Origin of the sequence: Chromobacterium sp. Panama (assembly GCF_003052555.1) — a bacterium.
Taxonomy (GTDB): domain Bacteria; phylum Pseudomonadota; class Gammaproteobacteria; order Burkholderiales; family Chromobacteriaceae; genus Chromobacterium.
Map to the genome: position 1 here is coordinate 5,124,052 of NZ_QARX01000001.1, position 14,208 is coordinate 5,138,259.

Below are 14,208 nucleotides of genomic sequence, written 5' to 3' on the forward strand. Positions count from 1 at the left end.
ATGGACGCATTGACCCTGCTGCGCCAAGGCCCGGTTGTTCCGGTGATCATCGTCAACGACGCGGCCGTGGCCGTCGAGCTGGCCCAGGCGCTGGTGGCCGGCGGCGTGCGCGTGCTGGAAGTGACGCTGCGCACCAAGGCCGCGCTGGCGGCGATGCGCCGCATGCGCGACGAAGTGCCGGGCGCCATCGTCGGCGCCGGCACGCTGCGCACCCGCGCCCACGTGGAAGCCGCCATCGACGCCGGCGCGCAGTTCGGCGTCAGCCCCGGCTTCACCCCGGAGCTGGGCGCCGCCGCCCGCGCCGCCAATCTGACGCTGATTCCCGGCATCGCCACCCCGTCCGAGGCGATGCGCGCCCAGGACGAGGGCTTCACCATCCAGAAGCTGTTCCCGGCCGAGGCCGTGGGCGGCGTCAAGCTGCTCAAATCGCTGGCCAGCCCGTTCTCCGATCTGCGCTTCTGCCCCACCGGCGGCATCGACATCAAGAAAGCGCCGGAATACCTGGCGCTGCCCAATGTGCTGGCCGTGGGCGGCAGCTGGCTGACTCCGGACGACGCCATCGCCAACCGCGATTGGGACCGCATCACCCAGTTGGCCTTGGAAGCGAGCCAGCTGCACAGGAATTAAACGACGTTGCTTCTTTACAGGGCCTCCCGGCCCTGTTTTTTTGGCGGGCCGCCCGCCGCCGGCCCGCCCCTGTCCGGTTTTGTCCTTCCTTTCCCCCGCCAATTGCCTAAGCTCAAGAAGCAGGACTTCATCGCCTGCCGGCCCACGCCCGCGCCGGCGACGGCTCACCTATTGGAGACCCCTATGCAAGTGGCGGAAATATTTGAAAAAGCGTCGGGCAAACTGCCCATGGTGCCCAAAGTGGTCCAGGAGCTGGTGGCCAGTTTTCACCGCACCGACGTGAACATCGATGAAATTACCGACAAGGTGGGACATGACCAGGTGCTGACCGCGCGCGTGCTGCGGCTGGCCAATACCGCGCGCTTCGGCGGCAGCCGGCGCGTGGGCTCTCTGGACGACGCCATCATCCTGCTCGGCTTCGACAACCTCAGGGTGCTGGTGATCGCCTCCGGCGTCACCGGCGCCACGCTGGGCATCCAGGGCTTCGACATGAAGGCGTTCTGGCAGCGCAGCTTCGCGATGGCCAACGCCGCCAAACGGCTGGCCAAGCTGGCCCGGCTGGACCCGCAGCTGGGCTATACCTGCGGCCTGCTGTCCAATATCGGCGAACTGGTGCTCTATGTGGCGGTGCCGGAACAGGCTTTGCAGATAGACCGCATCGTCGCCGGCGGCGCCGACCGGGTGGCCACCGAGCGCATGCTGCTGGGCATGGATCTGACCGAGGTGGGCGCCGAGCTGGCGCGGCGCTGGAATTTTCCGGACGAAATCCAGGAAGCCATCTTCAACCAGCACGATCTGCTGAACGAGGAAGTGTCGCCGTTCGCGCTGCTGATCGGCCTGGCGTCCTTCATGACCTCCGGCTTCAATCACGATATGAGCGAGGAGGACATGCTGGCCACCCTGCCGGTCAGCGTGATGGAGCGCGCCGGCTTGAAGCGCGAGGACCTGGCCGCGGCGCTGCCGGAGTTGCGCGAGGCGTGCACCGCGCTGGACGAGATGTTCTAAGAACGGCTAACTCAACCCCTGATGCTGCGTTGCGCCGACTTGCCGTACTCAATGTACTGTCTGCGTCGGCGCGCCTTGCCTCAGCCGTAAAACTGAGTTGTGTCAGCCACGCTGAGCACCGTCCAGCCGGACGCAAAAAAGGCGGCCCAAGCCGCCTTTTCGCACGTTTCGCATTGCGGACTCAACCGGCCTGGCCGTCCGCCTCGCCCGTCTCCGTCTCGGCTTCCGACGCCTCGTCCTCGGCGGCGTCGACATGGCCGAGCACCCCGACGCAGCGCAGCTCGATCTCCTGCATCAGCTCGTCGATGCGGATCACCGACAGCTGGATGCGGTCGCCGCGCGCCAGCTCCGGCAGGCCCGGGATGCGCACCCGCATCGGCAGGCCGTCGATGCGCACCAGGTCTTCCTTGATGAAGGCGGCGGTGGGATCGGACACCCCCTCCTGGCTGAACCAGCGCAGGCACCAGAAATGCTCCATCCGGTCCTGGAAGCCCAGGTAGGCGGAGTAGGTGGTGTCGAAATCGCGCAGGATGGCGAACAGCATCGCGTCGCCCTGCTCGAACTGCGGCTTCTCGCCGCGGATCATGGACATCAGCTGACGCTGGTTGATGAAGTCGGTGGCGCGGCGCAGCGGCGACGTGGCCCACGCGTATTGAGCCACGCCCAAGCCGGTGTGCGGCTCGGGCCGCGTGGTCATCCTCACCTTGCCCATGCTTTGCGCGCGGTACATGCCGGGGATGTCGGCCTCGGCCAGCATCCGGCCCCACTCGCTGTTGGCCAGAATCATCAGCTCGGACACCAGCTTGTCCATCGGCGCGCCGCGCTTGCGCAAGGTGATCAGCACCTTGCCGTCGACCACGTCGAAGTTGTAATCCATCTGCACCGGCCGGGTCGGGTCGTATTTGCCGCGGCGCTTCTCCAGCGCCTCGGCGAACTGCCAGAACCAGATCAGTTCCTGCTTGAACGGATAGTCCACGCCCGGATCGCAAGCCAGCGTCTCTTCGTTGAAGAACTGCTCCAGCGCGGCGTGGCGCAGGTTGGCGGCGATATGCACCTTCTCGATGCGGTTCTCGTAGGCCACCGGCTCGAACTCAGGCGTCACCTCCACGTAGAGGCTGAGCGCCGGGCAGTCGTGCCCTTCCTTGAGGGTGAACATCTCCACCAGATCGTCCGGCAGCATGGTGATCTTGTCGCCGGGGAAATACACGGTGGACAGCCGGGACAGCAGCAGCTTCTCTAGCGGGGAATCGATGGCGATGCCCAGCGACGGCGCGGCGATATGAATGCCGACGCGCTTGTTGCCGTTGGGCAGGTCCTGCACCGACAAGGCATCGTCGATCTCGGTGGTGTTGGCGTCGTCAATGGAGAAGGCGCGCACCAGCGACAGCGGCAGCTCTTCCGGCAGCGTGGGCAGTTCGTACTTGCCGAAGCCGCGACCCTTGGGGAAGAACTCCAGCATGAAGCCGGCCATCAGATAGTCCGGCACCGAGGAGATGCCGCCCACCTTGTCCGCCAGCCGCAGCGGCGGCAGGCTCAGCTCGCGCGAGGCCTGGTCGAAGGCCTTGAACTCCAGCGTGTTCTTGTCGGGTTTCCACAACAAGGTCATCAGCTGGCCGCGGATCGCCTCCGGCAGCTGGCCGGCTTTCAGCTCCGCCACCCACTGGTCGATCTGCTCCTGCTCGCGCTTCTTGCGCTCCAGCCCGGCCAACGCCGCCTTCAGCGCGTCTTCCGGCGCCTTCTTGTAGCGGCCCTTGCCTTTTTTGTAGAAATACATCGGCGCGCCGTACAGCCGCGACACGATGGCGGCGGCCTCGGCCGCCGACGGCGCGCGGCCCCAGTAATCGGCCGCCAGCGCCTCATAGCCGAACTCGTCGTCCGGGCAGCATTCCCACAGGAAATCCAGGTCAATATCCGCGGCAAGTTGCTCTACCATGGGCAGAAAATCGCCCAATGCGGAGCTAAACTCCAGAAAAACATTCGCCGCCTTGATCTTGGCGCGCTTGCCATGCTGGGTATCCACTTGCAGACTAGCGTCATTGCGCGAAACGATGCTGCCGACCTTAAAGCCGCCGCTCTCTTCGTAAAAAACGTTCATTAAAAATTTTTGCCAGGCCGTTGCAATCCAACGGCGGATTATAACAGCGCGCCTCAGGCGCGGCTTCAGAACTTGAATATTGGACGACCGGGTCCACCGGGGAATACTTGATCATGTCGCAACATCAGGCTTTCAAACAACGTGTGCATCTGGCACAGGAAATCGATCGCATCGGCCACCTGCTCGTCACCCGCTGGGAGCGGCCGCTGGCCGCCCACCTGCTGTCGCTGATCCTGCGGCTGGAGGACATGGTGCGCGAGCAGGACCTCAACGAAATCACCGGGGAAATCCAGACCCTGTCGCGGCTGCTGCAAGGCTGGATCCAGCAACCGCAGACCGCGCCGTCGGAAAGCGAGCGCTACAACCGGCTGCGCCACCACCTGGGCCTGGTCAGCCAGCTGGGCATGATGGAGCGCAAGGACGGCCTGCCGGAGATCGACTACGACGCCCTGCTGGGCGGCGGCCTGGTCACCCTCTATCTATGGCTGCCGCAAGACGTGGACGCCACGCCGCTGATCCAGCAGCTGTCCTGCTACGGCATCCACGCCAAGGTGATCCAGCAGGCGGCCAAACTGGCCCAGGCGCTGCAGGACAAGGCGCCGGAAGCGGTGGTGGCTTTCACCGAGTTCGCCGCCAACGACCCCATTCTTTTGCTGGCCCCCACCATCAGCAGCATCTGTCCGCTGATCCTGACCTCGCCGCTGCACGATTTCCAGGCGCGGCTGGCGGCGGTGCGCGCCGGCGCCGGCAGCCTGCTGGACTGGCCGCTGCAAGCGCATCAGCTGATTGACCAGCTGAGCTTCAGCGATCTGGGCGAGAAGCGCGAGCCCTTGCGTGTGCTGATCGTGGAGGACATGGAATCGCTGGCCGGGCTCTACTCCAGCGTGCTCAACGCCCAGGGGGTGGAAACCCGCGAGGAGACCCAGCCGGAACGGGTGCTGGACATGATAGAGCAGTTCCGCCCCGACCTGATCCTGATGGACATGTACATGCCGCAGTGCAGCGGCATGGAGCTGGCCAAGGTGATCCGCCAGCAGCGGCTGCTGGACGGCATCCCGGTGGTGTTCCTGTCGGTGGAAAAGCGCCAGGCGGTGCAGCTGGACGCGCTGACCCTGGGCATAGACGGCTTCCTGACCAAGCCGGTGGCGCCGGAGGAGTTGATCGTCACCGTGATCAACCGCGCGCGCCGCTACCGCAAGCTGCGTTCCTACATCATCAACGACAGCCTCACCGGCCTGCTCAACCACTCCCATCTGCACGGCCAGCTGGAGTACGGCATCCAGCGCGCGCGCCGCGATCAGCGGCCGCTGTCGCTGGCGATGCTGGACCTGGACTTCTTCAAGACCATCAACGACAGCCACGGCCATCCAGCCGGCGACGAGCTGCTGATCAATCTGGCGCGCTTCCTCAAGGAACGGCTGCGCAGCAGCGATCTGGTGGGCCGCTACGGCGGCGAGGAGTTCGCCATCGTGCTGCCCGGCACCCATCAGACGCAGGCGCGCGAGCTGATGGACCAGCTGCGCCAGGACTTCAGCCAGATAGAGCAGCGCGCGCCGGACGGCGACTTCCGCCAGACCTTCAGCGTGGGCATCAGCTCGCTGGACACCGCCGCCAGCAGCACCGAGCTGGTGCGCCAGGCCGACGAAATGCTGTACCGGGCCAAGGCCAACGGCCGCAACCGGGTGGAGATCATGCAGGATTGAGCCCCGCCGCCGGGCCCCGCCCGGACGCGAAAAAGCCCGGACCACCGAGAGGTTCCGGGCTTTTTTTCGGGCGCGGCGCTCAGCGCCGCACCCAGGACGCCTGTTGACGATCCGCGTGCTCAAAGCCTGTTAACACCGCCGAAGCGCGGCAGGCTTTGAAAGCGTCTCAGGCCTCGGTCAGCACCAGGCGCACGCCCTGCTCTTCCAGCAGCTTGGTCACCGGCTCCGGCGGCAGCGCGTCGGTGAACACGGTGTGGAACTCGCTGATGTGTCCCATGCGCACCAGGGCGTTGCGGCCGAACTTGCTGTGGTCCGCCGCCAGGTAGCGGTGACGGGCGTTGGACATCATCGCCTGCGCCACCCGCACTTCGCGGTAATCGAAGTCCAGCAGCGAGCCGTCCGGCTCGATGCCGGACACGCCGATGATGGCGTAGTCCACCTTGAACTGGTTGATGAAGTCCAGCGTGGCCACGCCGGTGATGCCGCCGTCGGACGCGCGCACCGTGCCGGAGGTGATCATCACCGTGAAATCCGGATTGGTGGACATGATGGAGGCGACGTGGATGTTGTTGGTGATCACCCGCAAACCCTTGTGCGTGCTGGTCAACGCCTGGGCCACCGCCTCTATGGTGGTGCCTATGCTCATGAACAGCGAGGCGTGATCGGGAATGCTGCTGGCGATCATGTCCGCGATATGCGCTTTTTCGCTCTGGAATTTTCCTTTGCGCGCGAAATAGTCCTCATTCTCCACGCTGCTGCCCAGGGCGGCGCCGCCGTGGTAGCGGCGCAACAGATTGGCCTCGCACAGCTGGTTGATATCGCGGCGAATGGTTTGCGGGGTGACATCGAGCAGTCTGGCCAACTCTTCGATCGGCATGAAGCCGTTTTCGCGGACCAGCTGCAGAATCTTGTCGTGACGGGGTGAGCGGCTCATAACTATTCGGAATCGAAAATCACGTCACTTTAGTAACATATTTTGCGGGTCAGCGGCAAACAGAACCACTATTCCGGCTTGATATCGGCCAATAGTGTTCGTTTATTGCGTATTTTTTGCTCAGGAGACCGGCTGGCCCTCCGCCAGCGGCGGACGCCCCCACAGAAAATCGCGCAGCTGTTCCAGCGGCATCGGCCGCGCCAGCAGATAGCCTTGCAGATAATGCACGCCGCTTTGCTGCAGATAGGCGCGCTGCTGTTCGGTTTCCACGCCCTCGGCCACCATGGAGATGCGCAGCTGCTTGGCCAGATCGATGATCATCTCCAGGATGCGGTTGGCGATGGAGTCGCTGCCTATCGCCGCCACGAACACCCGGTCTATCTTCAGATGATCGGCGTGAATGCGGTTGAGCTCGGCCAGGCTGCTGTGGCCGGTGCCGAAGTCGTCGATGGCGATCTGCACCCGCATCCGCCGCAGCGCGGCCATCACCTGCTGGCTTTGCGGCGTCACCCGGATGGGCTCGCGCTCGGTCACTTCCAGCACCAGCCGCGGCGGCGTCTTCGGGAAGTGTCGCAAAAACGCCTGACAGTCCTCCACCAGTTGCGCGTGCTGCAGATGGCTGGGCGACAGATTCAGCGCCACGAAAAAGCGATCGGGCAAGGGCAGCGAGGCCATGTCGGCGGCCACCCGCCGCATCAGATAGCGGGTGATCTGGATGATCATGCCGGAGGCCTCCGCCACCGGGATGAACAGATCCGGCGGCGTCAGCCCCTGACGCGGATGCTGCCAGCGCAGCAACACCTCCACCCCCATGCAGCGGCGGCCGCAGGCGTCGAACACCGGCTGGTAGTAAGGCAGGAACTCCTGATTGCGCAAGGCCAGCAGGATTTCCCCGCTGACCGAGCCGCGCTTGCGCAGATAACCCAGCAGCAGGACCGCGCCGACCACGCCCACCGGCAGCAACAAGAGCAGGGCGCGCAGCAGGCGCGCCGACGCGCCGCGCCACAGGTAGTCGGCGTCCACCCAGCTGTGCACCGCCAGCGGAAAGCGCTCCGAGGCCGCGATCACCCGCAGCACCGCGCTGGCCGGCACCTCGGCGGCGCCCGGCAATGTGGACTGCACCGCCTCCTTGTGATTCAGCACCAGCAGCGAACCGCTGTGGCCGTCGTCGGCCTGCCAGGGCAGCAGAGGGCTGAAATAGGCCAGTTCCACGCTGGCGACGACGGCCTGACCCCGCTCCCCCAGCAAGGTGCGCATCAAGAAGGGCCGCTTGGGGTACAAGGGGCCGGAGTCCAGACGGTAGATCAGTTGCTGCGGCGCCGACGGGGTGAAGGGCAGATCCGAATACTGCGCGCCCAGCACCGAGGTGCAGTACAGGCGGCGGCCGTCCATCAGCCCCAGCGAGCGGATATAGGGATCGAAGGCCGCCAGCGACACCAGCTTGCCGCGCGCCTGCGGGCAGGGCTGGCCGGCCAACGGCGCGGCCTCCCGCAATGAGCGGTCCACCTGGCTGAACACCCGGTCCACCGAATTGACCGCGCGCCCCGCCGCGCTTTGCAGCTGCGCCTGCACGTCCAGCTGGTAGCGGTTCCAGGTCAGGGGCAGGCCTATCACCGCCGGCAACACGGCCACCAGCAAGACCAAGGCCCATTCCGCGGCGTTGAGGCTGCCGCGGAATTGATTGCCTCGGCTGATCAGGTGACGGAAGCGATGGCGACAAAACACATTGTTCCCCGGCGTGACTGAGTGACTGTAATGACAAGAAGCGGCCCCGCGTCCGGCCATGGCGGCGCGCGCCAATCCGCGGCACGGCTGGCGCTGGCGAGAACAGCATGGATAGACGGGGACTGCCAGGATGAGGGATAGGCGGGCGTTGCCGCGCCGTCCCTTGGAACCTGTTTACGATCTGCCGCGCGCCATGAGACGCGACACGGTGAGCAGCGCTTCGAAACACTCATGCACTACGTGTGCATTCCGCTTTCTCAACCGCAACGCCTGGTCTCGCTCTGGCTCGCTGGATCGTAAACACGTTCTTGGAGAAATTTGGAAAACCAGCCGCGCGGCGTGTCGGCCGCCGTCGCGATTTTTCGAAGCTCCCGCAAGTCTGGCGCTAAAGATAACGGTTTAGCCGGAGACAGAAAAGCTAATTAGAAAGATTTATTTAATAAAATGTCTTTGATTGACTGTTGTTTGATATAAATTGCCGCAATCGGCAGGCCCCCAAACAAGAACAGGCCGCGCGCCGCCGGGATGGCGGGGCGCGGCCTGACGGCCATCAAAGGCCTATTCAAAGGCTTGCGGGCAAGAGCGAGACGGAGCGGCGCTCAGCGCGCCGCATCTCAGGAAACGCAGCCGACCTTGAACAGGTTCTAAGGGGCTTAACGCGGCTGCAGGCGTTGACGATGGCGCTCGATCTGCAAGCGCACCTGGCGCGGCGCGGTGCCGCCCACGTGGTCGCGCTGCGCCAGACTGCCTTCCGGGCTCAGCACCGCGAACACGTCCTCATCGATCAAGGGCGAGAACTCGCGCAGCTTGGCCAGCGACAGGTCGGCGATGTCCACGCCCTGCTGCTCCGCGTGGCGCACCGTCAGCGCCACCACCTCGTGGCTGTCGCGGAAGGGCACGCCCTTCTTCACCAGGTAGTCGGCCAGATCGGTGGCGGTGGCGAAGCCTTGCAGCACCGCCGCGCGCATCGCCTCCGGCTTGACGGTGACGCCGCGCATCATGTCGGCGTAGATGCGCAGGGTGTCGATCAAGGTGTCCGCGGTGTCGAACAGCGGCTCCTTGTCCTCCTGGTTGTCCTTGTTGTAAGCCAGCGGCTGCGCCTTCATCAGCGTCACCAGCGCGATCAGATGGCCCACCACGCGGCCGGACTTGCCGCGCACCAGCTCCGGCACGTCCGGGTTCTTCTTCTGCGGCATGATGGAACTGCCGGTGCAGAAGCGGTCGGCGATGTCGATGAAGCCGACGCGCGGGCTCATCCACAGGATCAGCTCCTCGGACAACCGCGACAGATGCACCATCACCAGGCTGGCGGCGGCGGTGAATTCAATCGCGAAATCGCGGTCGGACACCGCGTCCAGCGAGTTGTGGCAAACATCGTCGAAGCCCAGCAGTTGGGCGGTGTAATGGCGGTCTATCGGGAAGGTGGTGCCGGCCAGCGCCGCCGCGCCCAAGGGCAGGCGGTTGACGCGCTTGCGACAGTCGCTCATGCGTTCGGCGTCGCGCGCCAGCATTTCCACATAGGCCAGCATGTGGTGGCCGAAGGTCACCGGCTGCGCCACCTGCAAATGGGTGAAGCCGGGCAGCACGGTTTCGGCGTGCTGTTCCGCCAGGTCCAGCAGGCTGTGCTGCAACTCGCCGATCAGGCCGACGATGGCGTCGATCTGCGCGCGCAGCCACAGGCGGATGTCGGTGGCCACCTGGTCGTTGCGGCTGCGGCCGGTGTGCAGGCGCTTGCCGGCGTCGCCGATCTTGTCGGTCAGCCGGCGCTCCACGTTCATGTGCACGTCTTCCAGATCCACGCTCCACTCGAAGCGGCCGGCGCGGATATCGTCCAGCACTTCGCCCATGCCTCGTCGGATCGCTGCCAGGTCTTCGGCGGACAGAACGCCGGCGCGCTGCAACATGGCGGCGTGGGCCAGCGAGCCCTCGATGTCGAATTCGGCCAGTCGTCGGTCGAAATCCACCGAAGCGGTGTATTTCTTGACGAGTTCGGATACCGGCTCCGAGAAACGGCCGGACCAGGCGTGTTGATCTTGCATGGCGATGCTTTCTACGATGGCTGCGGACGAAAAACTTGGCGAAACTCCGGGGGCGCGCGGCGCCGCCGGGAATCCCCTACTATGCCAGCGGCGAGCGCCTTCGGCCAGTGCGGGTTTTCCTTGCTATGATGCGGCTATCCTATTTCCGGCCGCGCCCTCATGCCGCTACCGCCCCCGTCCGACCTGCCCGACTACCGCAACCTGGGCGTGCTGCTGCGCGCCTTGCTGCTGCTCGGCCTGTTCCTGCTGGGCGGCCTGTTGCTGGACGACGGCGGCGAGCCGCTGCCCTGGCGGCTGCTGCGCCTGTCCAGCCTGCTGGTGCCCGGCGCCTTGCTGAGCCTGGGCCTGCTGGCCTTGCTGGGCCGCCGCCTCTACCGCGGCCGGCGCGTGACGCTGAGCGCCGCCGCCATCTGCCTGCTGTCCTTCGCCTTCTGCGGCCGTCTGCTCAACCCGCTGGCGCCCATGCCCTGGGGCCAGGTGCTGCTGGCCGGCGCGGTGGGTGGGCTGATGCAGCATTACCTCAATCTGCGCGCGCGCGCCTTGTCCCCGGCGCTGTCGGAGGCGCGGCTGATCGCGCTGCAGGCGCGCATCCGCCCGCATTTCCTGTTCAACAGCCTCAACGCCGCCATCGCGCTGATCGGCAAGCAGCCGGACAAGGCGGAAATGGTGCTGGAAAACCTGGCCGATCTGTTCCGCGCCCAGCTGGGCGATCCGGCGCGGCAATCCACGCTGGGCCGCGAAATCGAACTGGCGGCGATGTATCTGGCGATCGAGGCCGAACGGCTGGGCGCGCGCCTGCAAGTGAGCTGGGACGTGCAAGCCCCGCTGGACGCGGCGCTGCCGCCGCTGATCCTGCAGCCGCTGGCGGAAAACGCGGTGTTCCACGGCATAGAACGGCTGGCCGACGGCGGCGAAATCCGCATCCAGGCGCGCCAGCTAGAACAACAGCTGGAGCTGACGCTGAGCAATCCGGTCAATCCGGAGCCGGCAGCGGCCGCGCCCGGCCACCACATGGCGCTGGACAATCTGGCCGAGCGGCTGGAGCTGTATTTCGACGCCGAGGCCTCGCTCAGCGCTCGGCTGGACGGTGAACGCTTCATCACCCGCATCCGCCTGCCTTATCGCCCGGCGCCAGCCCAGCGGCCGGGCTAAGAACCTGTTGACGATCTGCTGCGCGTCGCGGAGCGTTGCGCGGTGAGTACGCCTTGTCCCGCCCTTGCTCGCCCGATCGTAAACACGCTCTGAAAGCCGTCTATACTGCCCCCATCATCTACTTGAAACAGCTGATAGGGACATCATGGGAAAGAACCGGCTGGAAGCCTTCAGCGACGGCGTGCTCGCCATCATCATCACCATCATGGTGCTGGAACTGAAAGTGCCGCACAACACCAGCTGGACGGCGCTGCAAGACCGTTGGCCGGTCTTTCTCAGTTACGTGCTCAGCTTCCTCTACGTGGGCCTGTACTGGAACAACCACCACCACTTCTACCACGCCATCCAGCGCGTGGACGGCCGCGTGCTGTGGGCCAATCTGCACCTGCTGTTCTGGCTGTCGCTGATTCCCTTCGTCACCGGCTGGATGGGGGAAAACCACTTCGCCCCGCTGCCGCTGGCCCTGTACGGCGTGGTGTTGCTAATGTGCGCGCTGGCCTGGTGGCTGATGCAGCAATCGCTGCTGTGCCTGCCCGGCAACCGCACCCGGCTGTCCGAGGCCTTGGGCAAGGACATCAAGGGCAAGATCTCCCCGCTGTGCTATCTGATCGGCATCGCCGCCGCCTTTTACTGGGAATGGCTGTCCGCGGCGATGTATGTGCTGATGGCCCTGATCTGGCTGGTGCCGGACCGTCGCATAGAACGACTGCTGGCGGAGAAATGAAGCCGTCTTCGTTCCATTAATAAACACTATCAAACAAATTGTAATTTAAGATTTAACAAAACTATCGTCACTTCCGATAATGGCCGCTCCCTTAGTAAATGTTCTAATAATTTATGGGAGTGCCAATGTCAGTTCTGACCTTTTCCGTGAACCGCAAGCTTTTCACCCTGGCGCTGGCTTGTAGCGCCGCTCTGAGCCAAGCCGCCAACCTGACCCAGGACAACGGCGCGCCGGTGGGCGACAACCAGAACAGCCAGACCGCCGGCCCCAACGGCCCCACCCTGCTGCAAGACATTCAACTGCTGCAAAAGCTGCAGCGCTTTGACCGCGAGCGCATCCCGGAACGCGTGGTCCACGCGCGCGGCGCGGGCGCCGGCGGCGTCTTCGTCGCCAGCGAAGGCTTGCAGGACGTCAGCCGCGCCCTGGTATTCCGCAAGGGCGAAAAAACGCCGGTGTTCGTGCGCTTCTCCACCGTGATCGGCAGCCGCGGCGCGCCGGAAACCGACCGCGACCCGCGCGGCTTCGCCACCAAGTTCTATACCGCCCAGGGCAACTGGGACCTGGTGGGCAACAACCTGCCGGTGTTCTTCATCCGCGACGCGATCAAGTTCCCGGACATGGTGCATTCGCTGAAGCCGGACCCGGTCAGCAATGAGCAAGACCCCAACCGCGTCTTCGACTTCTTCTCCCATTTGCCGGAATCCACCCATATGCTGACCCGGGTGTACTCCAACTACGGCACCCCGGCCAATTACCGTGAAATGAACGGCAGCAGCGTGCACGCGCTGAAGCTGGTGGCCGCGGACGGCCGCTACCAATACGCCAAGTTCACCTGGAAATCGCATCAGGGCGAGCGCAATCTGCGCCCGGACGAACTGCCCAAGGTGCAAGGCCAATCGGTCAGCCACGCCACCGCGGACCTGCTGCAAAGCATAGAACAGAAGCGCTACCCGTCCTGGGACTTGTACGTGCAGTTGATCCAGCCCGAGGACATGAACCGCTTCGCCTTCAACCCGCTGGACCCCACCAAGGTGTGGACCGGCGTGGCGGAGCGCAAGGTGGGCACCATGACGCTGAACCAGGTGCCGGCCAACTTCTTCGAAGCCACCGAGCAGGTGGCGATGTCGCCGGCCAATCTGGTGCCGGGCATCGAGGTCTCGGAAGACCGTTTGCTGCAAGGCCGGCTGTTCTCCTATCTGGACACTCAGATGCACCGCGTCGGCACCAATTTCCAGGCGCTGCCGGTGAACCGTCCGCGGGTGGAGGTGGTGAACAATAATCAGGACGGCGCGCAAAACGCCTCCGGCCGCCAGGGCAGCGTCAATTACGAGCCCAGCCGGCTGGCTCCCAAGCCGCAGGACCCGCAGTTCAAGCACAGCCGCCTGCCCTTGCAGGGCAACACCCAGCAGGAGGCCATCGCCAAGACGCTGAACTTCCAGCAGGCCGGCGAGTTCTATCGCTCGCTGAGCGCGCAGGACCAGGCGGACCTGATCCGCAATCTGTCCGGCGATCTGGCCAAGGTGCGCAATGTCGAGACCCGCGACATCATGCTGTCGCACTTCTACAAGGCGGACCGCCAGTACGGCGAGCGTCTGGCCAAGGCCTTGAAGGTGGACGCGAAGGGGATTGAGCGCAGGGCGGCGCTGTTGCAGGAATAAGCGTAGCCGCTTGAGTGAAGCGGGGCGGCCCATGGCCGCCCCGTTTTTGCGTGCGCGCCGCGCCGTGGCAGCGGTGTCGGCGGGGTTTGGTGGGTATCGCCTTTCGGCTCCACCCACCCTACAAGACCGTCCGCCGTAGGGTGGGTGGAGCGCAGCGATACCCACGCGGAAACGCGATGGAACCGATGCTTGAGTCTTGGCGGCGGGCTTTGGTGGGTATTGCCTGCGGCTCCACCCACCCTACAAGACCGTTCACCGTAGGGTGGGTGGAGCACAGCGATACCCATGCGGAAACGCGATGGGATCGATGCTTGGGTCTTGGCGGCGGGCTTTGGTGGATATTGCCTGTGGCTCCACCCACCCTACAAGACCGTTCACCGTAGGGTGGGTGGAGCGCAGCGATACCCACGCGGAAACGCGATGGGATCGATGCTTGGACCTTGGTGGCGGGGTTTGGTGGGTATCGCCTACGGCTCCACCCACCCTACAAGACCATTCGCCGTAGGGTGGGTGGAGCGCAGCGATACCCACACGGAAACGCGATGG

The 14,208-nt window shown here is 64.9% G+C and carries 10 protein-coding genes; 6 read left to right on the forward strand and 4 right to left on the reverse strand.

Annotation, left to right across the window (positions count from 1 at the left end; all coding sequences use genetic code 11):
* Together DB032_RS23075 and DB032_RS23080 are read left to right on the forward strand one after the other, a co-directional pair.
* Positions 1-627 carry a bifunctional 4-hydroxy-2-oxoglutarate aldolase/2-dehydro-3-deoxy-phosphogluconate aldolase gene (locus DB032_RS23075; protein WP_048408066.1) on the forward strand — a complete coding sequence of 209 codons (627 nt, stop codon included), beginning with the start codon at positions 1-3 and terminating at the stop codon, positions 625-627.
* 183 nt (positions 628-810) lie between these two features.
* Positions 811-1,632, forward strand: coding sequence for an HDOD domain-containing protein (locus DB032_RS23080; protein ID WP_107801512.1), 822 nt, complete (start codon positions 811-813; stop codon positions 1,630-1,632).
* 181 nt (positions 1,633-1,813) lie between these two features.
* Here DB032_RS23080 and DB032_RS23085 read toward each other — a convergent pair whose 3' ends face one another.
* On the reverse strand, positions 1,814-3,727 hold the full coding sequence (locus tag DB032_RS23085; RefSeq protein WP_107801513.1) for a ribonuclease catalytic domain-containing protein: 1,914 nt from the start codon (positions 3,725-3,727) through the stop codon (positions 1,814-1,816).
* A gap of 113 nt (positions 3,728-3,840) precedes the next feature.
* On the opposite strand from DB032_RS23085, the gene DB032_RS23090 reads away from it, so the two are divergent.
* Positions 3,841-5,430, forward strand: a complete 1,590-nt coding sequence (locus DB032_RS23090) for a diguanylate cyclase (protein ID WP_227106036.1) — start codon at positions 3,841-3,843, stop codon at positions 5,428-5,430.
* Between the two features lie 166 nt (positions 5,431-5,596).
* Here the strand turns inward: DB032_RS23090 and DB032_RS23095 are convergent, their stop codons facing one another.
* From DB032_RS23095 to argH, 3 genes are all read right to left on the reverse strand, one after another.
* On the reverse strand, positions 5,597-6,364 hold the full coding sequence (locus tag DB032_RS23095; protein WP_019103455.1) for a DeoR/GlpR family DNA-binding transcription regulator: 768 nt from the start codon (positions 6,362-6,364) through the stop codon (positions 5,597-5,599).
* A 120-nt stretch (positions 6,365-6,484) separates the two neighbouring features.
* Entirely contained in the window at positions 6,485-8,089 is a 1,605-nt protein-coding gene (locus tag DB032_RS23100; protein WP_158274404.1) for an EAL domain-containing protein, read from the reverse strand.
* Between the two features lie 653 nt (positions 8,090-8,742).
* Entirely contained in the window at positions 8,743-10,128 is a 1,386-nt protein-coding gene (gene argH, locus DB032_RS23105) for an argininosuccinate lyase (RefSeq protein WP_107801515.1), read from the reverse strand.
* A gap of 159 nt (positions 10,129-10,287) precedes the next feature.
* On the opposite strand from argH, the gene DB032_RS23110 reads away from it, so the two are divergent.
* From DB032_RS23110 to DB032_RS23120, 3 genes are all read left to right on the forward strand, one after another.
* Positions 10,288-11,280: a sensor histidine kinase gene (locus DB032_RS23110; RefSeq protein WP_107801516.1), complete on the forward strand. Its 993-nt coding sequence runs from the start codon at positions 10,288-10,290 to the stop codon at positions 11,278-11,280.
* A 145-nt stretch (positions 11,281-11,425) separates the two neighbouring features.
* Complete coding sequence (locus DB032_RS23115; protein WP_107801517.1) at positions 11,426-12,004, forward strand: TMEM175 family protein; 579 nt, start codon at positions 11,426-11,428, stop codon at positions 12,002-12,004.
* A gap of 125 nt (positions 12,005-12,129) precedes the next feature.
* Positions 12,130-13,662 carry a catalase gene (locus DB032_RS23120; protein WP_107801518.1) on the forward strand — a complete coding sequence of 511 codons (1,533 nt, stop codon included), beginning with the start codon at positions 12,130-12,132 and terminating at the stop codon, positions 13,660-13,662.
* Positions 13,663-14,208 lie beyond the last annotated feature (546 nt).